Source organism: Sedimentibacter sp. (assembly GCF_038562225.1).
Lineage (GTDB): Bacteria > Bacillota > Clostridia > Tissierellales > Sedimentibacteraceae > Sedimentibacter.
Window position 1 is genome coordinate 1,316,564 of sequence record NZ_JBCFAS010000001.1, and the last position, 26,772, is coordinate 1,343,335.

Here is a 26,772-nt window from a genome sequence, read left to right on the forward strand (position 1 = left end):
AAAATAACTTACTTGTTGCATTTAATCTTTTCACTTACATTCTATATAATACCAAGCATTTTAGGTATACATAGTACAATATCTGGGACGAAAGCAATTACAAACGTCACAACAAATGCTACGATTACAAATGGAACTACAGCTTTACTTAATTTTTCAAGAGAAATATTTGAAATATTTGAAGTCACAAATAACACCATTCCAACAGGTGGTGTTACTAAAGCTATAGTAAGCATGATACAAAACACAATCCCAAAATGTATAGGGTTCATACCTATTCCTATTGCAATAGGTAGCATAACAGGGGTAAATATAAGCATTGCCGCCGTAGCTTCCATAACACAACCAATGACAACCAGAGCACCTAACATAAGCAATATGATAATAGTCTTGCTTTGAGTTAACCCCAATATTGCAGCAGAAATTGCTTGTGGAATTTTATCAATTGCCATAGACCATCCTATGATATTTCCAAAACCTATAATAAGAAAGATGCTTGATGTAGCAATAGCAGCTCTTATAAAAATACCCGGAAGCATATGAAATTTAAGTTTCCTATAAAATAAGCCTGCAAGAAAAGCTGCTAATACTGCAACTGCTCCGGATTCTGTAGGCGTAAATATCCCTGCCATAATGCCACCTACAATAATAAATGGGACGATTAATGCAGGTAAAGCTGAAATAAAACTTAATAATAATTTTTTGAAATTAAAAGCTGCTCCTTTTGGTAAACCGAATTTTTTTACACTTACTGTAATAACAATGATAAATCCTAGGCCCAAAAGGATACCTGGAATAACCCCACCCATGAATAAAGCGTTTACAGAAATATTACTTAATACACTAAAATAAACAAAAGTAACACTTGGTGGAATAACAGGACCTAGTATTCCTGAAGAGGCGATTAACGCACCGCTGAATTCTTCAGGGTATTTATCTTTTGACATTTCTGGAATCATTGTTGCTACGAGTATAGAAGCGACAGCATTAGCTGATCCAAGTATAGCTGATAATATCATTGCAATAAGTACAACGGCATATGCCAGACCTCCGCGAAAATGACCAATTGCACTACGAATAAATTCCAAAAGTTTTCCTGTAACACCACTAGCATTCATTACCTCTCCTGCAACGATAAAAAAAGGAATACAGGTCAGCCCTACAACGTCCATCCCTGCAAAGATACGTTGAGTGATAATATGAAGATATGCCGGATTTCCTATTTCAATTAAATGTGTTATCCCAGCTGCCCCCAATACAATAGCTATGGGCAGTCCAGCTATTAAGGTAGCAGCAAAAGAAATAATCGATAAAGTCATAATCTATACCATCCATCTTTATAATGTAGTGTCATATAGGCACCCTATTTTTTACATTTGATTATTTTCATAATCCGCAATGATTTCTCTATATTTATATAGTCCAAATAAGAACATTAAACCCAGACCTAAAGGAACAGATAAGAATGGAATAACCATAGGGACTTGCAATCCTATACTTTTTTGCGTTAAAATAGAAGGCTTCAGTATAGTTTCTACTGAATTTAAAAAAACAAAAAGGATTATGCTCAAGGTGATGGTGTTAGTTATTATAAGAAGAATCATTTTCGCTTTGCCCTTAATTTTATTTGCAACCAAATCAAAAAAAACCAGGTTATTTTCCTTGTACGCCACAGCAGCTCCAAGAAAAGAAATCCAAATAATCAAATATCTTATTAATTCCTCTGCCCAAGCAAACGATCGACCTAAGATGTAACGCCTAAAAACCTCTATCAACGCTACGACAAGCATGACAACAAGCAGTACACCCAAAAAAACTTTAATAAGCTTGGCTATAAAATCAAAAATACTTTTTACTGTAACCATTGTATATAACCTCCTTGAAGAATATTTTTAAACATACTATAAAATTCACCTTTGCCCTCCCAGCTAGCCGGGAGGGCAAATTAAAACTAATTTTTAAGTTCTTCAACCATTTTTATGAATGCTGCTATATCAGGATCTTTATCTTTATATTCTTCATAAAGAGGTGCTACAAGGTCTTTGAAGGCTTGTTTGTCTTCAATTACGTTGAATTCAACACCTGCTTTTTCACACTCTTCTCTTGCCATTTTTTCAAAGTTAGGTAGATATTCCGTTAATTCTTTTTTTGTTGCTTCTTTAAATGCTTCCATAATCAAATTTTGGTCTTCTTCGGATAAAGAATTCCAATAATCCAGATTAAAAACAACAACAGCAGGGAATGGATACATGCCTATTTCTGAGAAATACTTAATTGTCTCATAGTGTTTCATTGCATAAAGAGACGTAATGTTTACTTCCTCTCCATCAATTACTTTATTCTGTAGAGCTGTATATATTTCAGCATAATTTAAAGGTGTTGGATTTGCACCTAAAAGGTTCATGGCATTTTGTAACATATTACTTGGTGCAATTCTAAGCTTTAACCCTTTTAGATCCTCAGTTTTTAAAATAGGCCTTGCATTATTGGCAAAGTTTCTCATACCGTTCTCTGTGAAGGTAATTATTTTAAATCCAAGTTCTTCAACTGAATCTAATAGTGCTCGTCCTTCTGGGCTTTCGAAAGCTGCTAATTCCTTTTCGTAATCATTAAGCAGGAAAGGAAGTTGGAAAACTTCCAATTTATTTGTGTACTTACTAAATGTGCTTGTTCCTAAAACTGCTGCTTCTATTGTACCATCCATTAACTGCTGAATTGATTCTGCTTCATATCCTAAAGCGCCATCAGGAACATAATCAACGTTTATTTTTCCACCGCTTTTTTCTTTAAGATACTCAACAGCATATCTGTATGCGTCTGCTGGAGGCATTTTACTTGAACCATAATCTGCCAGTGTGATATTAAGGGTTTTTTCTGAGCTTTCCTGATTTGGTGTATTCCCTGAATTTACATCATTTCTGCTACAGCCAAGCAATGATAATAATAGCATTACTAAGATAATACAAGTCATAATTTTTTTCATTTAAACTTCGTCCTTTCTTTTTTTATTGATATAATCGTTTACCATTTCACAACTTCACATATACTGTCTTCATAAAATATCACGTCCTAAGTCTTTTTATCATTATCTAATACCCCCGTTTTAATTTTGTAGTTATTAGTCAATTATTACAAAAGCAATTTATATGCCAACTAGTTTTATACTGATAAATATAGGATTTGTCTCTATTAGAAAAGCATTATAATTAATTTTAAGTCAAAAATGCATTGTTTGTCATTTCAAAATGCCAGCACAAAAATAACTTTTACCTAAAGTTGAACTTAAGGCTTATATAAAATTCTACGTATGCATTGAATATTCGAAACTTCATCAAAATTATAGTCCTGAGCAATTAGATATAATTTCCTAGTATTGATTAAACCATTTCTGCATTACTCATTTTTTTAAATTCAGCACTAAATGATTTTATGTTAGAAAATGAAATAAAAAATCAAGTCATTTTTGAATTGCCATAATGGTTCTTTGGATTATTTTAATCTTAACAGCACTTAAAAATATAAAACATTTGTCTAAACTAAATGCGCTTCAACACCTGAAAACTTAATAAAATTTATTTTAATTATTTTATATAAAGGTTGTAATAAGGTAATTCGTCTAGCTAACCAATAGCTTTTCTCCTATGTTATTACTCATAATAAGCAGATACCAATAATAAATAATACCGTTACTCTACTATTGGCATAAGTCTTGCTAATATATAGCCCATATACAAGATGTATTTTGCTTGCAAAAAAATTAGGAGGAATAATAAATGGAATTTAGTTATTCTAGAGGACAACAAATGATAAAAAAAATGATAAAGCAATTTGCTGAAGCTGAAATTGAACCAATAGCTAAAGAACTAGATGAAGATGCAAAATTTCCATACGAGACGATTTCAAAACTTGGGAAATTAGGGGTAATGGGAATGCCTCTTCCAACAGAATATGGCGGGGCTGGATTGGATTACGTAACATATGTTATGGCAATAGAAGAGTTATCAAAAGTATGTGCTTCTCATGGAGTTATCGTTCAAACACATATAGCCCTATGCTGCTGGCCAATTTTCACTTATGGAACTGAAGAACAAAAGAAAAAGTACCTCCCAGATCTGTTATCCGGTAAAAAAATCGGAGCATTTGGGCTTACAGAAGCAAATGCCGGCACAGATGCATCAATGCAGCAAACAAAAGCAGTTGACAAAGGTGATCATTGGCTGTTGAATGGTACAAAAACATTTATTTCTGGTGGTGGTGTCTCAGACGTATACATCATTATGGCTATGACAGATAAATCTAAAGGTACTAAAGGGATAAGTGCTTTCATAGTAGAAAAAGGTACACCTGGCTTTACAACCGGCAAAAAAGAAAACAAAATGGGTATCAGAGCTTCAATAACAACTGAACTTATTTTTAAAAATTGTACCATACCAAAAGAAAACTTGCTTGGTCAATTGGGAAAAGGCTTTAATATAGCTATGACTTCTCTTGATGTAGGAAGACTTGGAATAGCTGCACAGGCGCTAGGTATAGCACAAGGAGCATTTGATCAGGCTGTAACATATATGAAAGAAAGAAAACAATTTAGTAAATCTCTGTATAAATTTCAAGCTTTAGCGTTTGAAATGGCAAAAATGAAGACAAAAATAGATGGCTCAAGATTTCTACTATATAATGCAGCAGACAAAAGACAAAAAGGATTGCCAAGCACTGTAGAAGCAGCACAGGCAAAGCTAGCATGTTCAGAGACAGCCATGTATGTAACCACAAAAGCAGTACAATTTCATGGAGGTTACGGGTATATAAAAGATTATCCCGTAGAAAGAATGATGCGCGATGCAAAGATTACAGAATTGTACGAAGGCACTTCAGAAGTAATGAAAATGGTTATCTCTAACGATATATTCAATTAGGTGGGTGAATAGAACATGAAAATAATTGTATGTGTTAAACAAGTTCCAGACACAAGCGAAGTAAAAATAGACAATAAAAAAGGAACTCTAATAAGAGATGGTGTACAAAGTATTCTAAATCCTTATGATGCAACTGCACTAGAAGAAGCATTAAAAATTAAAGATAAATATTCTGATACAACTGTAACTGTTATAACTATGGGACCTCCACAAGCAAAGGAAATATTACAGGAATGTATAGCCATGGGAGCAGATGATGCAGTCTTACTTTCCGACAGAGCCCTTGGCGGTTCGGATACATGGGCAACATCAAACGCATTGTCAGCTGGAATAAAAAAACTCGGAGAATATAGTATAATTTTTACAGGTCAACAGTCTATTGATGGAGAGACCGCACAAGTAGGGCCGCAACTTGCAGAAAAATTAGGACTACCACAAGTAACATATGTAACAGAATTCGAATTATTAGATGATAAATTATTAAAGTTAAAACGCGAATTAGACAATGGTTACGAAATTATAAAAATAAAAATGCCTTGTGTAATATCTACTATGAAAGAGCTTAATATTCCTAGATATATGTCAGTAAAAGGCATACTCAAAGGAGCAAATTTTGATATCAAAACATACAATTCAGCAGATATTGGAGTGGACCTAACATCTGTAGGACTTGAAGCCTCTCCTACAAAGGTATCTAAAACCTTTGTATCTATTCAAACTAGTAAAGGGATAATGATAAAGGGAGATACTCCAGAAGAATTAGCTGAAAATCTATTAAAAAAACTAAGAGCAACGCATGTTATATAAGGAGGAAAACCATGTCTACAAAGGTAAAGGATAATAAAAATGTATGGGTATATGCAGAACAAATAGAAGGAAGATTAACGAATGTTGCCTTAGAAATTCTTGGTGAAGGCTACAGACTTTCAAGAGAAATAGGGGAAGAATCAAAAGTATGCGCAATATTAATAGGAGAAAATATAAACCATTTGGTAGATGAACTTTTTGCTTATGGTGCAGACATAGTATATATTGCAAATGACTCTCTACTTAAAAGATACACTACGGATGGTTACACAAAAATCATCTCAGATGCTATAAAAGAATATGAACCTGAAATTGTGCTATTCGGGGCAACTCACATAGGAAAAGATCTTGCCCCAAGAATTGCAGCACGATTAAACACCGGACTTACTGCAGACTCTACTAGGCTAGATATTAACACTCAAAACTATATAGATTATCTGAAAACACACACAACTGCAGATACAGAAGACCTTGAAAAAAACATTGAAGATAGAAATCTCAAACAAACAAAGCCGGCATTTGGCGGAAATCTAATGGTTACAATTACATGCCCAGACAAAAGACCTCAAATGGCTACTGTAAGGCCTGGGGTAATGGATAAAAAAGAAAAAGATCCAGCTCATAAGGGCGAAATAATTAACCTACGCATTAAACTATCAAAGGAAGATATAAAGACTGAATTGGTAGAAGTAATAAAAACCGCTAAAGATGTCATATCCTTAGCTGACGCTCAAATTATTTGTGCAGGAGGCAGTGGTCTTGGAGATGATTCTGGAGTTGAACTTCTGAAAAAATTTGCAGAAACTGTTGGAGGCGTAGTAGCATGTTCACGTGCTGCTGTAGAATTAGGTTGGTTTGATCACTCTCATATGATAGGACAAACTGGCACTACAGTTAAACCTAAAATATACTTCGCATGTGGAATTTCAGGAGCTATTCAACATCAAGTAGGAATGCAAAATTCTGATACTATCATCGCAATCAATAGCGATCCAGATGCACCTATTTTTAAAATAGCAGACTATTGCATTGTAGAGGATTTTAAAAAAGTAATTCCTGAAATCATAATGCAATTAGGTAATACTAACATCTAAACAAAGTAAATGACATAAATTAAAATAGAATCCGATTCAAATAATTTTAACATTTAAATTGATGTAGAATAAATACTCCGTTTGAAAACAGTAACAAATAGGTTATGCAGAACTAACAAAGAAAAGCTCTTGATAAATAAATTATTATGTTATCAAGAGCTTTCTTACCGGTAACTCAAGGGTCTGATTCAAAGATTGTGTAAACCTCTAAACTGATGTAAAATAAAAATACTCAGTTTTTGGAGGTTTTTAATATGGGAAGAAGAAACGAAACACCAGAAAAAAAGGCACTGAGAGAAATGACACGTGAATATTTAAAGCAGCATCCTCTCAAAGATGGAAACGACGTAAAAGACATGATGAGAGAAATGTTGTCAGTGGTACTAGACGGAAGCCTGGACGGTGAATTGGAAGAAGAACTTGGCTATTCCAAATATGACTACAAAAATAAGGACACCGAAAACAGTAGGAATGGATACAGTAAAAAGACGATGCATACCAGCTATGGAGATCTTGACATCAATGTTCCAAGAGACCGAAATGGTGAATTTGAACCACAGATGATAAAGAAGCATCAGAATACCATAACTCAGGACATGGAAGAAAAGATACTCTCCATGTATGCAAAAGGAATGACAACTTCTGATATAGAAAGTCATTTCCAGGACTTGTACGGAATAGATGTTTCAGACAGTACAATAAGCAGAATAACAGACAAGATACTTCCGATAGTTAAGGAATGGCAGGAAAGGCCGTTGGAAAGCCTTTACGCTGTCGTATTTATGGATGCAATACATTTTCATGTTAGAAGCGAGGGAAGAATAGTCAAAAAGGCTGTATACATAGCAATAGGAATCAATATGGATGGAATCAAGGAAGTCCTGGGTATGTACGTTGGAGAAAATGAGAGCGCCAAGTTCTGGTTATCCATAATGAACGGTCTTAAAAATCGGGATGTAGAAGATATTCTCATAGCAAGTGTTGATGGCCTGAGCGGTTTCCCACAGGCAATAGAAGCGGTCTTTCCAAAGACAGAATTGCAGCAATGCATAATTCATCAGATAAGGAACACGACTAAATTTGTATCATATAAAGACATTAAACCTCTGATGGTTGATTTAAAGAGGGTTTATGCTGCTCCAACAGAGGCGATTGCCTTGTCAGAACTTGAAATGTTTGAAGAAAAGTGGAGATTAAAATATCCAAAGATTGCAAAATCCTGGAGAGACAATTGGGCAAATTTATCAACATATTTCAAATATCCGGAAGAAGTAAGAAAATTGATTTATACAACAAACACTATTGAAGGATTCAACCGGCAACTTAGAAAGGTAACCAAAAGCAAGACTGTATTTCCCAATGATGACAGCCTACTAAAAATGTTGTACCTGGCCATGATGGACATTACGAAAAAATGGACAGGCCGCCGCCAGGATTGGGGAAAAATACATTCACAGCTTGTCATATTCTTTGAAGATAGGATGCCTGAATAAATTTAAACTTTTAAAATCTTAGCATTAACTATGTCTTTATTGACATGTAAAAAATTATCTATATAATACAAAACAAGGGGAGATCCCATTTCCGGGGTCTGCCCTTGTAAAAATCATCTTAAAAATTATGTCAGTTTTTTGAGTTTATACAAAACTTGAAACGGTCTCGTACTCAAGCTGAAATATTTCAATTGTATTTTTAAACCATTGCACCAGCCATTTTCCTGCATTCATCTGCGCACATGCGACAAACATCTGCACATTTCTTGCAATGATCATCTTTGAACATTGCACATTCTTCAGCGCATTTGTCACAAATCTGAGCGCACATCTTGCAGTGTTCTGTTGAGAAGCTACCGCCCATTGACATGGTTGCAGCAGACATCTGACACATCATTGCACATTCCACCAGAATTTTTACGCAATTCTTCCTGGCGTTTAAATCTGGTTCATTTAAGCATGCATTAAAGCACTCAAAACAGGCCTGTGCACATTTGTTGCAAGCATCTATGCATGATTGCATATGATTGTTTGATACTATACCCATTTTAGTTTCTCCTTTATTTGATTGATATGGTATATAAGTATTATTTGATGTTAAGCAGACATTATTCATAATATTTTTTATTTAGCTGTTTTATTAGGATATTGTTCTATTCATTATTTTCTCAGAAATATCATTTAATTAATTAGTAAACTTATTTAAAAACGGTTAATAAGTAATATCACCTCATACATCCAATCATATATTAAACATAGAAAGCAGGTGAAATTATGTTTAAATTAAACAACAATCCATTACAACAAAATTCCATACCATTTTATACAAATATTTTTGCAACAGTAAACACTACGAGAGTAAATTATGATGATATGTATTACTTTAATGTTGCTGTATCAAATGTCGTCTATCCCAGCACAAATATTGACTGGAGACCGCATGCTGTAATTCTCGTGCCGTCCGATATGTGGCAATACGGAACATGTGCCTCAAGCATAGTTCACTTCCCTGTCAATGCACCTGTGCTGTTCACTGAAAGAAATTTCATGCCTCCCGTGATCATAAATGAAATACTGAGGCTGGATCCATCAGGTGAGGATGTTCCTGCAAAAATACTGATTGCAGGACCAGTATCAAAGGGAGTAGAAGATTATATCAGAACATTCGGATTGACAACATATAGGATTACAAGTTCAGAAGATGTGTTCAGCGCATGCGCAGAAATGGCAGACTTCAGACTTAACCTGGTTCCCCCTACATCAGAAGAAGGGAAAAATGACGTAATGGTAATATCAGGTGAAAATTATGCTGAAGGCATTATTTCAGTCTTCTATGCAGCACATAAAGGAACTCCTATTATTATTGTGGGACAAAACAACATACCTCTGCCAATCCAGAATTTCATATCAAGAAACCAAAACAAGAATTACTATATTATTGGATCTGCTTTTACAGTCAGCGAAATTGTCGAATCACAAATCAGAAGCATGATACAGGGCAATGTGTCCCGAATAAGCGGCTACGATCCGTTTTCTATTTCAGTCAACTTTTCCAGATATGAAAGCCCTGTTGACAGTTTTGGATGGAAACATAACAAGAGCGGCGGCTGGGCATTTTCATACAGTGACCTGAGTAAATGGTACCATATTTTATCGGGTGTTCTCTTTGCCCATTTAGGTAAGCATACACCCTTATTGCTGGTAACCGCAAATACTCTACCTGACGTTGTCAGAAACTATGTGTTAAGCATAAACCCTGATAAGGAAATGCCTGACATGCCTCCATACATGCATGCCTATATTTTAGGAAGCTTTTATGATATATCCCACGATACTCAGGTGGAAATTGAAAAGATAATGGATATGCAATCAAAAATGGAACATTAAATGAAAGGAGGATTGCAGATTACATTCTTATACATCATAGCAACAGCATGAATTCAATATAAAAAGAAGCTGCTAAACGCGTATCAGACATTTGAAGAAAGTTAAAAAGCCACAACATTTTGTTGTGGCTCCTGCTGTATATTTACATGGTGAATAGCATTTTATTAAGCTTTATTACATCATTGGCATGCTCATGCTTCCGCTGCTGTTTGTGTTGGTGCTTGGAGTCTGCATCTGACCGTTTCCTGAATTCATCATGTTTTGCAGTTGCATCTGTAACTGATTTAACTGCATCTGCATCTGGTTTAGCTGATTCTGAATGTTTGCATCATACGATGAATTTGAAGTCTGCCCATTCATGTTCATGGTACCCTGTGTGTTCATACCGTTTGTGTTCATGGTTCCCTGTGTATTCATACCGTTCATGCTCATTGTATCCTGAACATTCATGGTATTGTTCGTGTTCATTACGTTTGACATGTTCATGCCGTAAGCATTGCTGTTTGAAACGAAACTTAAAATGCTTATGCTTATTACCAGACCCACTAGTGAAAATACTCCTAATTTTAACCATCCGTTGTTCATATTAATTCCTCCGATAATTTTTGTAAGTTTAAGTTCTTTTGTTGCTTTCTTTTCTTTAATCATGTTCTGGTCAGCAGTTTTTTTAAATGTTTCTGCATTTGACTTATCACTGAATAATGACTTCAGCACAGCCCACGTTCCAAGGCCAAAACCTAGAAACAATATTACAAGCAATAGAAACATATACTGTTGACCTATTAATCCTAATATATCCATTCCATCCCCCTATCTTATCCATATTATGCCAAGCATCACAGAACCGCCAATTAAAAACGGAATCAGTAAGAATACTACACTGGTAGTTAGGATTCCTATCTTGTATAAAGGTGAATCCTCATGATGTTCCTCAATATCAGATTCCTGTTGATAGTTTTGTGCACCTGGATTTTGCAACAAATCCCTCATGCTCAAATCCGAAACATGCATGTCCTTCATCATGCTGACCATGCTGGTGTTCATCATTGCAGACTTCGTATTATTAGGTGAGCTCCACATAAGAAACAGTATGGTAATTGTCATGCCTGAAAATAGAACCGACAACCTCAAGAAGTTTAGCTTCTTTTTATCAAACATCCTTGTCCCTCCTGTGCATAAATCTTATGGCAAACCCCATAACTATGCTGACAGCTATGATTGGCGAAAGCATAGAATACGAAAAAAGGATCACCTTTCTGAAGGCATCATTGCTTTCTATGCTCATGGATATACCCATAATGGAATTTTCCATTGCAGACATCATACCCGACATAAACCTCATAACATCATTTTCTGAAGGACCCGGACCGAAGATTGAAATTATTACACCGCTTGAAAGGAAGAAGAAAAAGGTAGCCATAAACCAGATGAAAACTTTAAACCATGGTTTTTGCAACATTATTTGCCCCTCACTTTCTTAAATTTTTGTTTTATGACTTTGGCCATATCAGCGCATGGCTTTTCTTATATATGTGCCAGATTATGCTTGCAAGAAATACATATGAAAGATATTCATGGACCAGCAATGCAAATGTAACAAATGACAAATCATACTCAATACATATCCATATTATTGCACCAGTTATGATGAGTAAAAGCGACATTATCAATGTAAAAAGCTGGTATCCGCTTTTGCCTATTATAGACCAAGCCAGATATTTTTGATCGTTTTTTACACCTCTTATGACTTCATATATTATGGAAACCAAAGTCAATATAATGAACAGCATAGCAGATACTCGATGCACATAGTCCGCTGATGATATGTCAAAGTTCAGAAGCCATCCAAACTTTGCTCCTACCATTGCAAAACCGCTGCATGCCCATGCTGTTGGCATTGTAACTTTGCCAAGCAAGAAACGGAATAACATAGTTATATATGATAACCAAAATAAAAATACTTATAAGAAGGTATATCATAGATTTCCTAAAGTTCATACAATCACTCCTTTGAAACATTTCATGTTTATAAACAATTATTTTTCATTGATGATAACAATTTTCTTTACGATATCACTGAACATATTTGTAACTTTCATGTTCGTAAAACCTGCTTTTTCCACATTGCTTCTCCTCTTTACGTACAAAGTCAATATTATTATTAAAAATTCAGCTTCATATATGACAAATTATCGAAATAAAAAATTTAATAAACATTAACTTTTCTCACGCATTTTAAAAACCAGCCTGGCTGCAGCAGCCGCTTAAAGTTCCAAATTTCTCTTTATTTTTTGATATTCCTCATCAGAAACTTCACCTCTTGCATATCGTTCTCTTAGTATTTCAAGAGCCTTATCCTTGCTATAGCCTTGATTGCTGCTGTAGTTTATCGGATTGTTGTTGTAAAACGAAGTGTGTGAATTTCCAAATGCATAAAATATTAACCAAATAACAAAGACTACTGTTAACAACGGAATTATGAACATTAATTTGCCTCCTTATAGGTATGATCGTTATATTTTTTATTACAATGAATCTTATTTTTCCAATTGTACAAATTACTGATGAAAATATTATGAAGAAAAGTATGGAGAAAGGTCAGGCTACTTTTCAGTGCTCCCACTTTCTGGCTAAATACATTGCAAGTATCATGCCATTTTAAACATGCTGGAAAATTGTAAATTTTTCGATTACTATTTTGTTTGTTTCTCCACTTGTCCATTATTTCACAGTCAACTGTAGAAATATGAACAACCAGGAATCGCCTTAAATAAAAAAAGTGAGAACACTCACTTTTTCCGAAAGTATGAATCAATAAAGACACTTAATATTTTGCCTTTTATTTAAAATTACAGTTAACGCTATAATTACATTTGTTACGGCGGCATCAATACATACATGTATACCAGGTACCCAACTACAGCTAATGCAACAATACCGGTAGCTATAAGCAGCTTCTTATTCATGGCATATCCTCCTTATAATTTATTTTAGAAATAATATAAGCAAGTTTTATGCCAGACTTTATTTTTTTATTTAATTAGATTATATTACCACCAGTTATACTAATTCCTTATGTTTCTGCTATAGTTGTTCACTTAAAAATTATTTCATAGAAAAACAATTGCTCTTAATATGTGATTGTAGAATTATAGATATGTATTATTCAAAAACTTTGTCTTTAATCAGGTTCAATAGCTATTTTCCATAAATTTTTTAACTTTATCTGAATTTTCTATTAACATTTTTTCTTTATTTATATTGTATTTACCGTTATCTGCCTTTAAGATAACACCTTCATTCTCATATTTGTTAAGAATATTGTATAGATTTCTTCTGCTAATGTTAACATTTTCACAAATTTGGTCAATGCTTTTGAAAATGAATTTACCATTAATTGAATTCGCTATAATATAATACGAAACCAGTTCACTTTGACTAAATAAATAACCCATAAGCATCTTTTTATACATTTGATAAAGTCTAGCACTCGTTTTAAAATAGAAGAAACTTGAAAATTCCGGATAATTCATCAAAGTGTTAATGACACCCAATTTTAAACATAACAACTTAATATCAGTAAAAGCTAAAGAATTTCCATAAAAATTGCTTTTCCTAAAATAACTGATTTGACCGGCAAACTCATTTTCTGATATGACATCTATTATTGTTTTTTTACCTTCTGCCGAAACACTTTCGACTTTAACTATACCTTCCAAAATATAATAAATCTGATCATCCTTGTTGTCTGGTTTTGAAAAACATGTTCCTTTTTTAACAGCTATTACAGTAATCTTATCTAAATAATCTTTAACATATGGGTAAATTTGAGTGTCTTCAATTATCATAATCCTACCTAACCTTCGCAATCGATTTCCTAAAGCATATAGAGTGGAATTCTTTTCAATGTCCCACCTTAGACTTATTTACTGAACACTTATGCTTCTGCAAATTGTATTTAGTTAGATTTTATTGAAAGAAATGATAAAAGTCAAGCCACACAATGACAAATATGTGACTTAAATGTTATAATATAATATATGCTTCGACAAATTCATTTATTCAGTATTGTAAAAATGTGGATTGATTTTTCCAAGAATTACATCGACTTAAAATCGTTTTATCTGCAGCATCACTCTATGAATCCGTCTGACTGCATTTGCTCTTCCTTAATGAAGAGTGCCATTCCTGTTTTCATTTTTCTAAAGTGTAGTTTTTTATAAAATGGTTCTTTGCCTGGAGAAGCAAACAGTATTATATTGCATTGAGGTAGACGTTGCATAATACTCTCCACAATAGACTTGCCTACTCCTTTGCCTTGATATTCAGGAACTACTGCAATGTCGTAAACTGCAGCTTCATAAGCTCCATCTGAAATTGCACGACCAAATCCGATCAACTGTTTTCCATCAAAAGCAAAGACAACACTATGGCTGTTCTCAAATGCTTTCCTATGAACATCACCATCATAAAACCCCATACCAACACGTTTTAATAATTCAGAAACATTATTCCAATCAATGTTCTCGCAATTTAATTGTAAAGAGAACTTCACTTGGTTCCTCCTTTTTCAATTTACTGTCTATTATTATATTAATATGATATCTAAGTTTGTCCATGAACTGCATTTCCCGTCAGATCCTTTATATTCAATAACACTAGCATTAATAAGTATTTTCCATAAACCGTTTTACATTATCTGATTTTTCTATTAAATAATTATCATCTTTTACAAAATAGATACAATCACTACCCTTTTCTAATACTTTTAGCTCCACAAACTTGTTTATTATATTATAAAAGCTCCTTCTACTAATGTTTAATTTTTCACAAATATCGTAAATGCTTTTGTAGACAAATTGACCTTTATGAGAATTGTCTATAATATAATATGCTACCAGCTCACATTGGCTAAACAAGCTATTCATTAACATTTTCTTATACATAATATAAATTCTAGAGCTAGTTTTAAAATAAAATACTGTTGAAAATTCAAGATTTTTCATCAAGATGCTCATTAAGTCCTCTTTTAAGCACAACATCTTTACATCTGTCACAGCTAAAGAATTACAATAAAAATTAGACTGTCTTATATAACTTATTTGACCTGCAAACTCATTTTCCGATATACTATCTACCAATACTTTTTTCCCCATCTCTGAGAAGCTTTCGACGTTAACATTCCCACTCAATATATAGTAAATCTGATTATCTCTGTTTTCTGCCTTTGAAAAATAGGTTCCTTTCTTGAAGGTTGCTACTGGAATCCGATCTAAATAATTTTTGATGTATGGATATATATGAGCATCTTGAATATTCATAATTACCTCTTCGTATGATAAAATAAAATTTACAACTGACTATTCAAATTATTTTATGTCACCAACTCAAAGAAATCATATTACACTACACTTAAACAGCTTCTTTATCGATAGGTTTTTCACTAGTATTTTCGCCCTTATCTAACCACTCAACAATTTTCGGCTTATAATTTTTCATAATATAACCAACAACCTTTCCAACAAGTAATGCAGCTAAAATTGTTCCTTCTCTTACTGTAGCCAAAGATCCTAGAAATACAAGAGACAGGATTGCTGAAACCGAAACCATGCCTGTATCAACTCCAACCTTTGCATTACCAAATTTGATTTTATCCTTACTTACCTGAACGATAGCTGCGCAAAGGCCTTCTGCCGGAAGGGACATTATGTTAGGAATAAGAAATCCTGAAACTCCAATGCCTATAACCACTATGCTGATAGCCAGATATACAAGTCTAATTACATAGGTGCTGGGTTCAGGCAGCCAAAACAATAAGTATTTAGTGCTGGTGTAAGTTATAAAAGTACCAAGAATAAAAGTAGGAACTATCTGCAGCAAGTTTCTTACTTTATAGTCTTTCCTCAATAAGATTATCTGCAATGCCATTAAACCCATATATACAAAATATGTTGCTTTGCCTAGTTCAATTCCCCAAACAAGCTCACAAGCATAAGGAATAGAACTAACAGGAGAAATACCGAGCCCTGCTCGTTTTGAAATATTAATACCAATTGCTAATACCAAAAACCCTAATAAATAAAGAACTACTCTTTTTACTGTTTTCATTTATTTCCTCCATGTTATATTTTTATATTTGTGTTTCAATTTTAGAAAAGCTGACGAAATGAATTCTTCTTCATACTCATCAGCTCTACTGTGTTTCAAATGTATATCAGAAAGGAGTATCATCGCCAATATAGCATGCTATATTATTATCTAAATACAACTCTTGAAGAAATTCCATTTTTTCATCTGTCATATCTCCATGATTGCTATATTCGTATTCTTTTCCTAACTGCTCCCATTTGGTAAGACCTAGTCTATGGAATTTTAGCAGATTAATTTCATATAATCCGTTTTCATTCATAAACTCAATTAACTTTTGGGCATTTTCGATGCTGTCATTATATCCTGCTATAGTTGGCTGTCTTAGGACTAGTCTTCCGTTCCATCCTGACTTTACCAGAGCTCTGATGTTCGAAAATACCAAATCATTATAAACTCCGGTCCCTTGCTTATGTTTTTCTCTGTCCATGTTCTTGACATCAATAAATGCAAAATTGATGTATTTCATAATTTCCAAAAATTCTTCCTGGTTTGCATAAGCTTCGGTTTCAATTGCTGTGTGAATATGCAGTGAACGACATTTTTTTAATACCTCAAGCAAAAATTCATAGTGCATCAGTGGGTCTCCGCCTGTAAATGTTACTCCTCCGTCCGGACCCCAACTGTTGAAATCCCGCCTCAATAATGCAACAAGTTCATCAACCGAATATTCTTTAACAACCTGTTTGAAAGCATTGTTTGGACAAATATTGACACAGTCAAATGTTTCACACTTCATACAAATGCCCCAGTCTATGCTTGGTTTGCCTGACTGATCAAATTTTATGTTGTGATGCGGGCATACATTTCTGCATGCCGCACATCCCTTTTCCCATTTGCACATTTTATCCGAAAACATAATATGTTTTTTCTTGTTCCAGCTTTCAGGATTAGCGCACCATTTACATGTCATTGGACAACCTACAAAGAAAACATTAGTTCTGCAACCAGGGCCGTCATGCACTGAATATGCCTGTATGTCAAATATCAAACCTTTTTTTTCAGTGCCTAATTTTATATTTTCTTTATCCATATCAAATCCTATAGTTGCTTGTTTTTTTATTATTTACTGAACTTTTCACATGCAAATGCTCCACAAGAAGCATATGCCCAGTTTTCTTTTGTAAAACCTTTACAAGTTCCTACCCCATACTTGTCAGGATCAGCAAAATTTTTGCAAACTCCGCACTTTTCAGCCTGAATGAACATAGGGCATGCATCGCTGCCTTCTCCATCTATTGGAATTAAATTTTTACTTAATGCGCATTGTCCTTTTTCGCAGTCTAAATTTATATAATTTTTACAATCATAATGTTTCATTATAATACCTCCAATAATTATTTTTTTATGCTTCGTCGTATTCCGTTCTGAATATTACTTCATCCTGGATTTGTTTTCCGATTTCACACCAGTATTGTGTAAATCCTGCAACACGGATCATTAGATCTCTGTACTTGTCAGGTGTTACCTGCGCACTTCTTAATGTCTTAGAGTCAACAACATTGAACTGAACGTGGAATCCACCTTTTCTCATGTAAGCTCTTACAACGTCAAGAAGTTTTCTTGTTCCGTTCAAGCCTTTTACTGCTGAAGGGTGAAGTTTCAGATTCATTTGAGAGTTCTGGTGTATACCGTGATCATATACAGTTGCAGATTCAAACAATGCATAAAGTCCATTCTTATCTGTTCCTGGAGCTGCTGACAATGAACCATCTGAATATGTTGTTCCTGCAAGTCTGGAATCAGCTGTTGCTAAAGTAATAAAGCCTTGAGGGCCATGTGTTGATACTGAAATCTGACATAAGTATAATGGTTTACCATAATATGAATGATAGCTGTGTACCATGTCATACATGTCATATTCGTATCTCTTAAGCAATTGGTCAACATATGGTATTGCATTTCCATATTTAGGTGCATTTACACAAGCTGCAAATATTTCTTCATATTTAGGGCTGTTTTCAGTGCTTTCTCTGAAGTCTGGCGAGAATACTCCTGTTTCATAAGCAGTCTTGAAACCAAAGTTGTTGATCATTGCATCTGTCATTTCTTCTAGTGTAAACTTCTTGTCATCATATACGTTTTTCTTAATAGAAGCTAATGAGTTTATTAATGTAATAGTTCCGCATGATTCCACATTGATGCTGGCATTGTATCTAGCACCCATAGTACCCAAGTGCTGGCCTTTTCTGAAGCAGTCAGGTTTCAACAAAGAGTTAACAGCTGGCATAAGGTATTTTCTCCATACATCCATCTGAATGTTATTTACTTTATTAAGAATAAGTATTGAATCATTCATGTATTGTTTCCATTGCTCATAAATGACCTCAAATGAATCCAGATTTTTATTATGTGCAGGATATACTCTTTTGCCTGTTCTCTTATCCACGCCGTTTGTCAATACAAGTTCAAGTATCTTTGGCATTGCAAGGAAGTGAACTCCTGTACCGCAAGTTGGTGAAGCTCCTCCAGGTACCCAAGTTACTTTTCCGTCAAAATGTAATGGCTGGAAACAGCCAGGTGAAGATTCAAGACATCCACCAAGGCACCATGCTCTTGCATCTTCAAGATTCATGCCTTCCGGTCCATAGTTGTCAAGCATGTAATTGATGCCGCCTTGGTTGTTCATCCATGCAGGATATCCAAGTCCAAGTTTTGTACAAGCAGCACACTTCATAAGGAAATCTTCAGGTGTTTTTTCATCATATAAAACACTCAATGTTGGCTGAGGAGTTTTGTTTCTCATTCCTGCTTCAACAATCAAATATTCCAATGGAACAACTGCTGTAAGTCCTTCCTTGTTCAAACCGCCCATTGACAAGTTATTAAATGTATTTCCCGAAAGAACTCCGCCTGATACTCCGGCAGAAGCAAAACATTCAATACAAGTTATTTTAATTCTGTGCAATTCAAGAAGTTCTATTACTTCTTCATCAGTCATTATTCCTTCACGAATGTCATGTTCATAGTATGGCTGCAATACCTGACCAATTCTACCTATAGATAATCCGGACATTGCGTCTTCATTTGTAACGCCCAGATGGCAGCATACTGTCATTTGCAGAGCTTCCCAGAAGTTTGCAGGTTTCTTATGTGCTATATTACCCATAACTTCTTTAATCTTTTCATAGTTAGCTTTCAATTCAGGATCCATCTCAACAGAAGCAAGGTAAGCTGCTTGTTTTGAATAATTTTCGCACCATTTGCTCAAACCCATTGTGATTTCTTTCATAGCTGCATAGTAATATCCTCTGCTCATGCCCAATATTCCGTCATCGCCTGCTTCACCCATTACTTCAGCCATTTTTTCATTACATATTTCTATGATTCTGTCAAAGCCATATTCTAAAGGAACATAATAGTTTGATACTTCACGTCCCTGCGCAATTGCAAAGGAATCAAACATACAAACAACACTGTCCATCAAATCTCTGTATTGTCCATATCCAGGTAATGTTCTTGAATATTTGTCAGCTAAATCTTCTATAGAAATTCCTCTCCAAGGCTCAGATGTTTTTACTAGTACAGGAATTTCTTCTTTTCTCATACCAAATTTCTTAGCCAGAGAAATAATATTGCCATAACTTTTAGTAACGTTTCCACCGCCAGCACCAACTTGACTTACAGAATCGGCTTCATTCTCAGGAGGAGCATCAACTTCTGCCATCAAAGCATCAGCTTGTGCAAGGAAAAAGCTTGATGTTGTCCAAGGGAAAGGAAATCCTCCTCTGACATTTTTTGTCTTGTTCATAACTATTTTTTCATAAGGCTGAATAGTTGGTGTCATGTGTGCTAAAGCACATCCCATGGCTCTGGCTCTTCTAACTTCAATTAATTCGCCATCGTTTTCCCACCAGCTTCTGTTATACCAGTATGGAACTTCCATATCAGCAGTAACTTTTAAGGTGTAGTAAGTTTCCATTAATTTCTTGGAAGATTCTTTTGCTTCCGGTATTTCAGCTTCCAATTGCTCGTCAACTTGAGCAATGTCTATGCCGCGTGATTTTAAAACATCTTGTAATTTTGTTTCATTAGAACTCATAACAATTCCTCCTTGTTAAATTTAACTCATTATACTGCTTGCAAAAAATTGTGGTTAGTGAAAAGTGCACAGTTTTTAAAATTTTCTTACATTAAAGACTTTAGAAATTCATTAGTTTTTCAACACATTTTCAACTTACCTTACTTCTTTTGCACAAATTTAGACAGCGATTTTTATGCTGATAAAGATTAGAACAATCTAGATATCACAAAGATTTCCTGCACAAAAAAATAATGTTTAGCAATGCTGCTAAACACATTTTCGTATTTCTTTAACGACTTATATTTCTCATATATAAGGAAATGCAGAAATTCCATAACAAAGCTATCGATACCATATTAACTTTTAATTTTATCATATAATCTTTCATGGCATTCTGAACTATTACGACTTATGTTTTCTATTACAGTAAAAACTATCTTTTCATCAATAAGCTTAACTAAAATGCTGCTTCCAGGTGCAACGTACTTACTCAAAAGTTCACTAGTCAAAGCGTCTTCTATTTCCAACTGAACTGCACGTTTTAATGGTCTGGCACCCATTGTTGAATCTTTATGCTTTTCAACAATATACTGCTTTACTGCATATTCAATTATAAGCTTAATTCCAAACAATTTTTCACAGCGGTCGGCAAGTTCATCCACAAGCAATGTCATTATCTGACACATGTCATCATTATTTAAATTGCTAAACACTATAACGTCATCGATTCTGTTAATGAATTCAGGTTTAAAAGTACGTTTGACTTCAACCATAACATCTGATTTCATTTTATCATAACTTTCTTGAGCACTGTCAGCACTTGTGAAGCCTATAACTCTAGGTTCAATAATTCTATGTGCTCCTATATTAGACGTCATAATGATAATGGTATTCTTAAAATTGATTTTTCTTCCTTTTGCATCTGTTAACTGGCCGTCATCTAATATCTGAAGAAAAATATTTAACACATCAGGGTGCGCCTTTTCTATCTCATCAAATAATACTAATGAATATGGGTTGCGTCTAACTAATTCGCTCAATTGCCCGCCATCTTCAAAACCTACATACCCTGGAGGAGAACCAATTATTTTCGATACAGAATGAGCCTCCATGTATTCAGACATGTCGATTCGTATAAAAGACTGTTCTTTTTCAAACATGATGTTCGACAGCACTTTGCTTAACTCTGTTTTTCCAACACCAGTCGGACCTAGAAACAAAAATGACCCTATCGGTCTGTTTGGATTTTGTATTCCTATTCTGCCGCGTCTCATAGCCCTCGCCACTGCCGTTACTGCTGAGTTTTGTCCTATAATACGCTTATGCATCAATAATTCCAGCTTAAGAAGTTTCTCGCTTTCTTTTTCTGTTAGATTTTTTACAGGAATATTTGTCCAGTCAGATACTACGTCTGCTATTTCTGTTTTACCAATTGTCATTACCCTTTCATCTTTGTTATTTTTGCTGTAATCCATAGTTTTATAGTAATTATGCTGCAACTCTTTATTTTCTTCACTTACTTTTTCAGCCCTTTCTACATCTCCATTTGCAATTAGATTATTAATCTCTAACTCCATCTGATCAATTTTATTTCCCATATCCTTGAGTTTTTGAGACACATCAAAATTTACTAATTTTATAGCTGCACAAGCCTCATCAATCAAATCCAGAGCCTTATCAGGCAATCTTCTGTTATTTATATACCGGTTAGATAACACCACTGCTGCTTCAACAGCTTCCGACAAAATATATACGTTATGATACTGCTCATATTTCTGAATTAATCCGTTGAGTATCTCTATAGATTCTTCAACGGTAGGTTCTTCAACTACTATTGGTTGAAATCTTCTTTCTAAAGCAGCTTCCTTTTCTATATATTTTCTATATTCTTCCACAGTTGTTGCACCGATTAATTGTATTTCTCCTCGCGCTAAATATGGTTTCAGTATATTAGAAGCATCAATTGCTCCTTCTGCACCACCCGCTCCGACAATTGTATGAATTTCATCTAAAAACATCAAAATATTACCTGCATCTATTACTTCACAGATAATTTTTTTAAATCTCTCTTCAAATTCACCTCTAAACTTACTTCCAGCTACTATGCCTCCCAAGTCCAAAGCAACCACTCTTTTATTAAGCATAGAATCCGGCGCCTTACTTTGAGCAATACGCATGGCTAAGCCTTCAGCAATGGCAGTTTTTCCAACACCTGGTTCACCTATAAGACATGTATTGTTTTTATTTCTTCTGCTTAGTATTTGTATCATTCTACGGATTTCTTTTTCTCTTCCAATTAAAGGATCCAGTTTTCCGGCTCTTGCTAATGCTGTAAGGTCTCTGCTGTACTTATCCAGTGTTTCTGTTTTTATACATGCAACATTTTCATCACAGGATTCTTTAACTCTATAACCTGATTTGCTCTCTTTCATGGCTAAAATCATGTCTATATATAATTTATGAGCTTCTACTCCCAATACTCTCATCAATTTTACCGCCATATTGTCTTTATCCTGCAAAATTGCTAAAAATATATGTTCTGAACTTGTAGCTTCAGCATGGAACCAGTCTGCCTGCCTGTGACTGCTCTCTATTATTTTCATAACGGATGGTGAATAATCATGAACAACCTGAAAAGCTACCGTTTCGCTTGCAGGAATCCATTTTTTGATCATTTCAGATATTATTTCATCATCTACTCCATTTTCATTTAGAATTCTTGAAACAAATCCTGTCTTTTCCTGGATCAGCCCAAGAAGAATATGTTCCGCGCCAATGTTGATTTGCCCAAATTTTCCGGCAGATTCTGATGCTATGGCAAGAACACTGCTTGCTGAATCAGTAAAATATGGTTTCAATAACAATCCTCCTTATAATTATGAAAGTTAGCGCAATAATTTTTCCTCACTATCTAATTGTTTCCATTATGAGCATTATTATTCTTAGTTGCAGTTAACCCAGCACATTCTTAGAATGGCAGAAAAGCACCCTATTAGGGTGCTAAGTGCTATAATCCTGAATCATATTTCTTCTTTATTTTTAAACGTTCCATTGCTCTGGCTAAATTTGCTTTTGACATATAATACTCATAAGTACTCTGCTTCTGCCTAAGTTGTTCTTCTGCACGTTCCTTCGCTTCCAACGCCCTTTGTTCATCAATTTCCCCAGGTAGTTCTACAGTGTCCACAATCATAACTACTTTATTTTCATCAATCTGAACATGGCCGGCACCTGTAACAGCAACAATCCATTTTCCTTCGGAGGTTTCAATACGTAATTCACCAACACTTACAGCTATAACAGCGTTCTCATGATGAGCCAGAATTCCCATTGACCCATCTGTTGACGGCAATATTAGCTGCTTTGATTGACCTTCGTAAAATATCTTATTAATGGCAATTATTTTCAACTCAAAGGTACCCATTTTTCACGTATAATCCAATTATCCTCTTTATGAGGTGGTTGGATTATTCTCCTTTCTTCCAACATTTTTGTTGGGGTAATCTTTATTACTCCGTTATAATGAATAAGCACTGTGGATTTGTTTCTATTTTTCTACAGCTTTGACTGTTTCGAGGTGACTCAGACCACTACTTTTCGTCTTAACTGGTAATTAGTTAGTTAACGCATAGACGTTTATATTTACGTGAAAACACAGCCGGAATCCTTGTGGAAAACAACAGTGCAAAATATTATTTTAGGAGGTATCTATAATGTGCTTTGTCGGCATCGACATTTCCAAGTACAAACACGACTGTTTCATTATTACTGAATCAAGCGATGTTTGTAACTCTTTTACCATCAAAAACAATAGTGATGGTTTTGAAGAACTTCTATCGGTTCTCAATTCTCTTGATAATCAAGAACAAATTAAAATAGGGTTTGAATCTACTGGTCATTATGCTTTAAACCTGAAGTTATTCCTTGAAAAAGCCCACTACAGCTTCATGGAATTTAACCCTGTTCTTCTTGCTAAGTTTAACAAGTCTCAGTCTTTAAGGCGTACCAAAACCGATGCAATTGATTGTGCTTCTATTGCTCGATGGCTAATGACGGTTGAATACAAACCCCATCCAATAGGATTTTATCATACTTACTCATTAAAGTCATTAACACGTCTTCGTGATTCTCTTGTTAAACAACGTAGTTTTTATATTGTGAAAATAACAAATGTCTTGGATCATATATTTCCTGAATTTAAGCCACTTTTTGATAATCGTTCAGTAAAACTGCCCTCTATCTTTTAGAAACATATGGCACGGCTGAAAAAATGGCTCATATGAACTCTCAGTCGTACGACAACCTTCGCCGCATTTCTAGAGGCAAATTCTCTATGCAAAAATTTCTTAAGTTAAAAGAACTGGCAAGAAATTCAGTTGGTGAAAGCAATGAAATTTTTGTTTCTCAGTTAAACAGCCTTATGGCTTTATATAAACAAGCTGCTCAGGAAGTAGATTCCTTAGAGGGACAAATCCTCTCTTTAATTGAAGAAATCAATCCAAAGTCTTTAACTATTCCTGGTATTGGTTCATTGTCAGCAGCAGTCATTTATGCTGAATATGGAGATTTGTCTAAATTCAATACTCCTTCTCAGATGCTCTCCTTTGCAGGACTTGAACCTGGCTATTATCAATCTGGAATATCTGAATACGGTGGTCATATGGTAAAACGAGGTTCTTCTCATCTTCGTTATACATTGATGAATTTATGCATTCCTTTAATACAATACAACATGGTATTAGCTGAATACTATGCAAAGAAAAGAGCAGAAGGTAAAACACATCGTGTGGCTTGCTCTCACCTTGTCAAAAAATTAATCCGCGTCATTTTTACACTTGAAAAAAATGGCATAGATTTCGACCCAGCTAAGCTTCGCTGATTGAGTAGTGGCAACCAGCATTATCTCTGATTATTAGCTTTTAAAAAATCTTTTTAAAGGTTTTATTAAAGTTACCCATTTTTTGAAAAAAATATTTTTCAAAAAAGTATTGACATCTAATAGTTAGTCACCTCATTGTCTACTGACCCTTTTTCGATTTTTGGATTACTTCATCTATGGTACCCACATTGAAAAAAGACCATTCTGGGTAATCATCCATTTCGCCGTCTATTATTGATTTGAAACCCCGAATAGTTTCTGACAGCGGCACATATTGCCCGGGGATACCTGTAAACACTTCTGCCACATGGAATGGCTGAGACAGAAATCTCTGAATTTTTCTCGCTCTTAACACCGTAAGCTTATCATCGTCAGAAAGTTCTTCCATACCGAGTATGGCAATGATATCCTGCAATTCCTTGTACTTTTGCAATATCTGCTGAACTTTTATTGCTGTATAATAATGCTCCTTTCCAACAACCTCAATTTCCAATATTCTTGAGGATGATTCAAGCGGATCAACTGCCGGATAAATACCCTGTTCAACGATTTTTCTGGACAGTACAGTTGTAGCGTCCAAATGAGCAAATGTAGTAGCAGGGGCTGGGTCAGTCAAATCGTCTGCCGGTACATAAACTGCCTGTACAGATGTAACAGAACCATTTTTAGTTGATGCTATTCTTTCCTGGAGTTCACCCATTTCTGTTGCCAGCGTAGGCTGATACCCTACTGCTGAAGGCATACGTCCAAGAAGTGCTGAAACCTCGGATCCTGCTTGTACGAATCTGAATATATTGTCAATAAACAATAATACATTTTGATGTTCGACATCCCTGAAATATTCAGCCATAGTGAGACCAGATTCTGCGACCCTCATGCGTGCTCCCGGTGGTTCATTCATTTGACCAAATACAAGTGCTGTTTTGTCCAATACACCAGATTCTTTCATTTCTATCCACAAATCGTTACCTTCTCTTGAACGTTCTCCCACTCCTGTAAAAATAGAGTAACCCCCATGTTCTGTTGCAATATTTCGTATTAACTCCTGAATTAAAACTGTTTTGCCAACTCCTGCTCCACCAAACAGTCCAATCTTACCACCTTTTGCGTAAGGTGCAAGAAGATCTATTACCTTAATTCCTGTTTCCAGAATTTCTACAACCGGGTTCTGTTCCTCAAATTTAGGAGGTTCTCGATGAATAACCCATTTCTCCGCATTTTTCAAGGGTTCCTCTTTATCTATTGTATTTCCTACTACATTAAATAATCGTCCAAGTGTTTTCTTTCCTACAGGTACCTTGATTCCATCGCCTGTTGCAATTACTTCCATGTTCCTAAAAAGGCCATCACTGGAGGAAAGCATGATGCATCGAACAACATTATTACCAACATGCTGTGCTACTTCCATAACGCGTATTTCACCGTTATAAATTACTTCTAGTGCTTCCTTTATAGAGGGCAGATTACTTCCATCAAATTCAACATCTACAACAGGACCTAAAATTTGAACAATTTTTCCTTTACTCAT

General features: G+C 34.8%; 26 protein-coding genes. 8 read left to right on the top strand and 18 right to left on the bottom strand.

What is annotated here, in order from left to right; all coding sequences use genetic code 11:
- Positions 1 to 41: 41 nt before the first annotated feature.
- From AAGU76_RS06240 to AAGU76_RS06250, 3 genes are all read right to left on the bottom strand, one after another.
- The gene (locus AAGU76_RS06240) at positions 42 to 1,319 is read right to left on the bottom strand and encodes a TRAP transporter large permease (RefSeq protein WP_342484583.1); all 1,278 of its coding nucleotides are present in this window, start codon (positions 1,317 to 1,319) and stop codon (positions 42 to 44) included.
- Between the two features lie 51 nt (positions 1,320 to 1,370).
- Positions 1,371 to 1,865: a TRAP transporter small permease gene (locus AAGU76_RS06245; protein WP_342484584.1), complete on the bottom strand. Its 495-nt coding sequence runs from the start codon at positions 1,863 to 1,865 to the stop codon at positions 1,371 to 1,373.
- Positions 1,866 to 1,951: 86 nt separating this feature from the next.
- Entirely contained in the window at positions 1,952 to 2,983 is a 1,032-nt protein-coding gene (locus AAGU76_RS06250; protein WP_342484585.1) for a TRAP transporter substrate-binding protein, read from the bottom strand.
- Between the two features lie 790 nt (positions 2,984 to 3,773).
- On the opposite strand from AAGU76_RS06250, the gene AAGU76_RS06255 reads away from it, so the two are divergent.
- The 4 genes from AAGU76_RS06255 (at position 3,774) to AAGU76_RS06270 (ending at position 8,307) form a co-directional block, all read left to right on the top strand.
- Positions 3,774 to 4,913 carry an acyl-CoA dehydrogenase gene (locus AAGU76_RS06255; protein ID WP_342484586.1) on the top strand — a complete coding sequence of 380 codons (1,140 nt, stop codon included), beginning with the start codon at positions 3,774 to 3,776 and terminating at the stop codon, positions 4,911 to 4,913.
- Between the two features lie 15 nt (positions 4,914 to 4,928).
- Entirely contained in the window at positions 4,929 to 5,720 is a 792-nt protein-coding gene (locus AAGU76_RS06260) for an electron transfer flavoprotein subunit beta/FixA family protein (RefSeq protein ID WP_342484587.1), read from the top strand.
- An 11-nt stretch (positions 5,721 to 5,731) separates the two neighbouring features.
- A complete protein-coding gene (locus tag AAGU76_RS06265; RefSeq protein ID WP_342484588.1) occupies positions 5,732 to 6,814 on the top strand; it encodes an electron transfer flavoprotein subunit alpha/FixB family protein in 1,083 nt (360 codons plus the stop codon).
- 254 nt (positions 6,815 to 7,068) lie between these two features.
- Positions 7,069 to 8,307, top strand: coding sequence for an IS256 family transposase (locus AAGU76_RS06270; RefSeq protein WP_342484589.1), 1,239 nt, complete (start codon positions 7,069 to 7,071; stop codon positions 8,305 to 8,307).
- A gap of 199 nt (positions 8,308 to 8,506) precedes the next feature.
- On the opposite strand, the gene AAGU76_RS06275 is transcribed toward AAGU76_RS06270, so the two are convergent.
- The gene (locus AAGU76_RS06275; RefSeq protein ID WP_342484590.1) at positions 8,507 to 8,854 is read right to left on the bottom strand and encodes a four-helix bundle copper-binding protein; all 348 of its coding nucleotides are present in this window, start codon (positions 8,852 to 8,854) and stop codon (positions 8,507 to 8,509) included.
- 227 nt (positions 8,855 to 9,081) lie between these two features.
- On the opposite strand from AAGU76_RS06275, the gene AAGU76_RS06280 reads away from it, so the two are divergent.
- On the top strand, positions 9,082 to 10,194 hold the full coding sequence (locus AAGU76_RS06280) for a cell wall-binding repeat-containing protein (protein WP_342484591.1): 1,113 nt from the start codon (positions 9,082 to 9,084) through the stop codon (positions 10,192 to 10,194).
- Between the two features lie 174 nt (positions 10,195 to 10,368).
- On the opposite strand, the gene AAGU76_RS06285 is transcribed toward AAGU76_RS06280, so the two are convergent.
- Both AAGU76_RS06285 and AAGU76_RS06290 read right to left on the bottom strand, forming a co-directional pair.
- Positions 10,369 to 10,995, bottom strand: coding sequence for a hypothetical protein (locus AAGU76_RS06285; protein WP_342484592.1), 627 nt, complete (start codon positions 10,993 to 10,995; stop codon positions 10,369 to 10,371).
- Positions 10,996 to 11,004: 9 nt separating this feature from the next.
- On the bottom strand, positions 11,005 to 11,352 hold the full coding sequence (locus AAGU76_RS06290; protein ID WP_342484593.1) for a hypothetical protein: 348 nt from the start codon (positions 11,350 to 11,352) through the stop codon (positions 11,005 to 11,007).
- Between the two features lie 26 nt (positions 11,353 to 11,378).
- Here AAGU76_RS06290 and AAGU76_RS06295 point away from each other — a divergent pair, with 26 nt between their 5' ends.
- A complete protein-coding gene (locus AAGU76_RS06295) occupies positions 11,379 to 11,675 on the top strand; it encodes a hypothetical protein (protein ID WP_342484594.1) in 297 nt (98 codons plus the stop codon).
- A gap of 9 nt (positions 11,676 to 11,684) precedes the next feature.
- On the opposite strand, the gene AAGU76_RS06300 is transcribed toward AAGU76_RS06295, so the two are convergent.
- The 11 genes from AAGU76_RS06300 to atpC all read right to left on the bottom strand — a co-directional run bounded on the left by AAGU76_RS06300 (position 11,685) and on the right by atpC (position 23,789).
- The gene (locus tag AAGU76_RS06300) at positions 11,685 to 12,092 is read right to left on the bottom strand and encodes a hypothetical protein (protein ID WP_342484595.1); all 408 of its coding nucleotides are present in this window, start codon (positions 12,090 to 12,092) and stop codon (positions 11,685 to 11,687) included.
- 366 nt (positions 12,093 to 12,458) lie between these two features.
- Entirely contained in the window at positions 12,459 to 12,680 is a 222-nt protein-coding gene (locus AAGU76_RS06305; RefSeq protein WP_342484596.1) for an SHOCT domain-containing protein, read from the bottom strand.
- Positions 12,681 to 13,385: 705 nt separating this feature from the next.
- Positions 13,386 to 14,042 carry a Crp/Fnr family transcriptional regulator gene (locus AAGU76_RS06310; RefSeq protein ID WP_342484597.1) on the bottom strand — a complete coding sequence of 219 codons (657 nt, stop codon included), beginning with the start codon at positions 14,040 to 14,042 and terminating at the stop codon, positions 13,386 to 13,388.
- Between the two features lie 284 nt (positions 14,043 to 14,326).
- Positions 14,327 to 14,749 (bottom strand): GNAT family N-acetyltransferase, encoded by a 423-nt coding sequence (locus AAGU76_RS06315; protein ID WP_342484598.1) that lies wholly within the window; start codon positions 14,747 to 14,749, stop codon positions 14,327 to 14,329.
- Between the two features lie 109 nt (positions 14,750 to 14,858).
- The gene (locus tag AAGU76_RS06320) at positions 14,859 to 15,515 is read right to left on the bottom strand and encodes a Crp/Fnr family transcriptional regulator (protein WP_342484599.1); all 657 of its coding nucleotides are present in this window, start codon (positions 15,513 to 15,515) and stop codon (positions 14,859 to 14,861) included.
- Between the two features lie 91 nt (positions 15,516 to 15,606).
- Complete coding sequence (locus AAGU76_RS06325; protein WP_342484600.1) at positions 15,607 to 16,302, bottom strand: DUF6198 family protein; 696 nt, start codon at positions 16,300 to 16,302, stop codon at positions 15,607 to 15,609.
- Positions 16,303 to 16,408: 106 nt separating this feature from the next.
- Positions 16,409 to 17,374: a 4-hydroxyphenylacetate decarboxylase activase gene (gene hpdA / locus AAGU76_RS06330; RefSeq protein WP_342484601.1), complete on the bottom strand. Its 966-nt coding sequence runs from the start codon at positions 17,372 to 17,374 to the stop codon at positions 16,409 to 16,411.
- 29 nt (positions 17,375 to 17,403) lie between these two features.
- Positions 17,404 to 17,661 carry a 4-hydroxyphenylacetate decarboxylase small subunit gene (hpdC, locus tag AAGU76_RS06335; protein ID WP_342484602.1) on the bottom strand — a complete coding sequence of 86 codons (258 nt, stop codon included), beginning with the start codon at positions 17,659 to 17,661 and terminating at the stop codon, positions 17,404 to 17,406.
- 25 nt (positions 17,662 to 17,686) lie between these two features.
- Positions 17,687 to 20,383, bottom strand: coding sequence for a 4-hydroxyphenylacetate decarboxylase large subunit (hpdB, locus tag AAGU76_RS06340; RefSeq protein ID WP_342484603.1), 2,697 nt, complete (start codon positions 20,381 to 20,383; stop codon positions 17,687 to 17,689).
- 338 nt (positions 20,384 to 20,721) lie between these two features.
- Entirely contained in the window at positions 20,722 to 23,223 is a 2,502-nt protein-coding gene (locus AAGU76_RS06345) for an ATP-dependent Clp protease ATP-binding subunit (protein WP_342484604.1), read from the bottom strand.
- 149 nt (positions 23,224 to 23,372) lie between these two features.
- Complete coding sequence (gene atpC, locus AAGU76_RS06350; RefSeq protein WP_342484605.1) at positions 23,373 to 23,789, bottom strand: ATP synthase F1 subunit epsilon; 417 nt, start codon at positions 23,787 to 23,789, stop codon at positions 23,373 to 23,375.
- Positions 23,790 to 24,078: 289 nt separating this feature from the next.
- Here atpC and AAGU76_RS06355 point away from each other — a divergent pair, with 289 nt between their 5' ends.
- Both AAGU76_RS06355 and AAGU76_RS06360 read left to right on the top strand, forming a co-directional pair.
- Positions 24,079 to 24,612: an IS110 family transposase gene (locus AAGU76_RS06355; protein ID WP_342484606.1), complete on the top strand. Its 534-nt coding sequence runs from the start codon at positions 24,079 to 24,081 to the stop codon at positions 24,610 to 24,612.
- A gap of 86 nt (positions 24,613 to 24,698) precedes the next feature.
- The gene (locus tag AAGU76_RS06360; RefSeq protein ID WP_342484607.1) at positions 24,699 to 25,244 is read left to right on the top strand and encodes a transposase; all 546 of its coding nucleotides are present in this window, start codon (positions 24,699 to 24,701) and stop codon (positions 25,242 to 25,244) included.
- A gap of 139 nt (positions 25,245 to 25,383) precedes the next feature.
- Here AAGU76_RS06360 and atpD read toward each other — a convergent pair whose 3' ends face one another.
- Positions 25,384 to 26,772 carry a F0F1 ATP synthase subunit beta gene (gene atpD, locus AAGU76_RS06365; RefSeq protein WP_342484608.1) on the bottom strand — a complete coding sequence of 463 codons (1,389 nt, stop codon included), beginning with the start codon at positions 26,770 to 26,772 and terminating at the stop codon, positions 25,384 to 25,386.

Excerpts from the sequence above, each read along its gene's own strand:
- atpC (WP_342484605.1), bottom strand. The coding sequence starts at position 23,789 with ATGGGTACCTTTGAGTTGAAAATAATTGCCATTAATAAGATATTTTAC.
- AAGU76_RS06355 (WP_342484606.1), top strand. The coding sequence starts at position 24,079 with ATGTGCTTTGTCGGCATCGACATTTCCAAGTACAAACACGACTGTTTC.
- AAGU76_RS06360 (WP_342484607.1), top strand. The coding sequence starts at position 24,699 with ATGCAAAAATTTCTTAAGTTAAAAGAACTGGCAAGAAATTCAGTTGGT.
- AAGU76_RS06325 (WP_342484600.1), bottom strand. The coding sequence starts at position 16,302 with ATGAAAACAGTAAAAAGAGTAGTTCTTTATTTATTAGGGTTTTTGGTA.
- AAGU76_RS06250 (WP_342484585.1), bottom strand. The coding sequence starts at position 2,983 with ATGAAAAAAATTATGACTTGTATTATCTTAGTAATGCTATTATTATCA.
- AAGU76_RS06265 (WP_342484588.1), top strand. The coding sequence starts at position 5,732 with ATGTCTACAAAGGTAAAGGATAATAAAAATGTATGGGTATATGCAGAA.
- AAGU76_RS06290 (WP_342484593.1), bottom strand. The coding sequence starts at position 11,352 with ATGTTTGATAAAAAGAAGCTAAACTTCTTGAGGTTGTCGGTTCTATTT.
- AAGU76_RS06285 (WP_342484592.1), bottom strand. The coding sequence starts at position 10,995 with ATGGATATATTAGGATTAATAGGTCAACAGTATATGTTTCTATTGCTT.
- hpdA (WP_342484601.1), bottom strand. The coding sequence starts at position 17,374 with ATGGATAAAGAAAATATAAAATTAGGCACTGAAAAAAAAGGTTTGATA.
- AAGU76_RS06305 (WP_342484596.1), bottom strand. The coding sequence starts at position 12,680 with ATGTTCATAATTCCGTTGTTAACAGTAGTCTTTGTTATTTGGTTAATA.
- hpdB (WP_342484603.1), bottom strand. The coding sequence starts at position 20,383 with ATGAGTTCTAATGAAACAAAATTACAAGATGTTTTAAAATCACGCGGC.
- AAGU76_RS06240 (WP_342484583.1), bottom strand. The coding sequence starts at position 1,319 with ATGACTTTATCGATTATTTCTTTTGCTGCTACCTTAATAGCTGGACTG.
- AAGU76_RS06255 (WP_342484586.1), top strand. The coding sequence starts at position 3,774 with ATGGAATTTAGTTATTCTAGAGGACAACAAATGATAAAAAAAATGATA.
- AAGU76_RS06245 (WP_342484584.1), bottom strand. The coding sequence starts at position 1,865 with ATGGTTACAGTAAAAAGTATTTTTGATTTTATAGCCAAGCTTATTAAA.
- atpD (WP_342484608.1), bottom strand. The coding sequence starts at position 26,772 with ATGAGTAAAGGAAAAATTGTTCAAATTTTAGGTCCTGTTGTAGATGTT.
- AAGU76_RS06320 (WP_342484599.1), bottom strand. The coding sequence starts at position 15,515 with ATGAATATTCAAGATGCTCATATATATCCATACATCAAAAATTATTTA.
- AAGU76_RS06280 (WP_342484591.1), top strand. The coding sequence starts at position 9,082 with ATGTTTAAATTAAACAACAATCCATTACAACAAAATTCCATACCATTT.
- AAGU76_RS06300 (WP_342484595.1), bottom strand. The coding sequence starts at position 12,092 with ATGCCAACAGCATGGGCATGCAGCGGTTTTGCAATGGTAGGAGCAAAG.
- AAGU76_RS06270 (WP_342484589.1), top strand. The coding sequence starts at position 7,069 with ATGGGAAGAAGAAACGAAACACCAGAAAAAAAGGCACTGAGAGAAATG.
- AAGU76_RS06310 (WP_342484597.1), bottom strand. The coding sequence starts at position 14,042 with ATGATAATTGAAGACACTCAAATTTACCCATATGTTAAAGATTATTTA.
- AAGU76_RS06295 (WP_342484594.1), top strand. The coding sequence starts at position 11,379 with ATGGCAAACCCCATAACTATGCTGACAGCTATGATTGGCGAAAGCATA.
- hpdC (WP_342484602.1), bottom strand. The coding sequence starts at position 17,661 with ATGAAACATTATGATTGTAAAAATTATATAAATTTAGACTGCGAAAAA.
- AAGU76_RS06260 (WP_342484587.1), top strand. The coding sequence starts at position 4,929 with ATGAAAATAATTGTATGTGTTAAACAAGTTCCAGACACAAGCGAAGTA.
- AAGU76_RS06275 (WP_342484590.1), bottom strand. The coding sequence starts at position 8,854 with ATGGGTATAGTATCAAACAATCATATGCAATCATGCATAGATGCTTGC.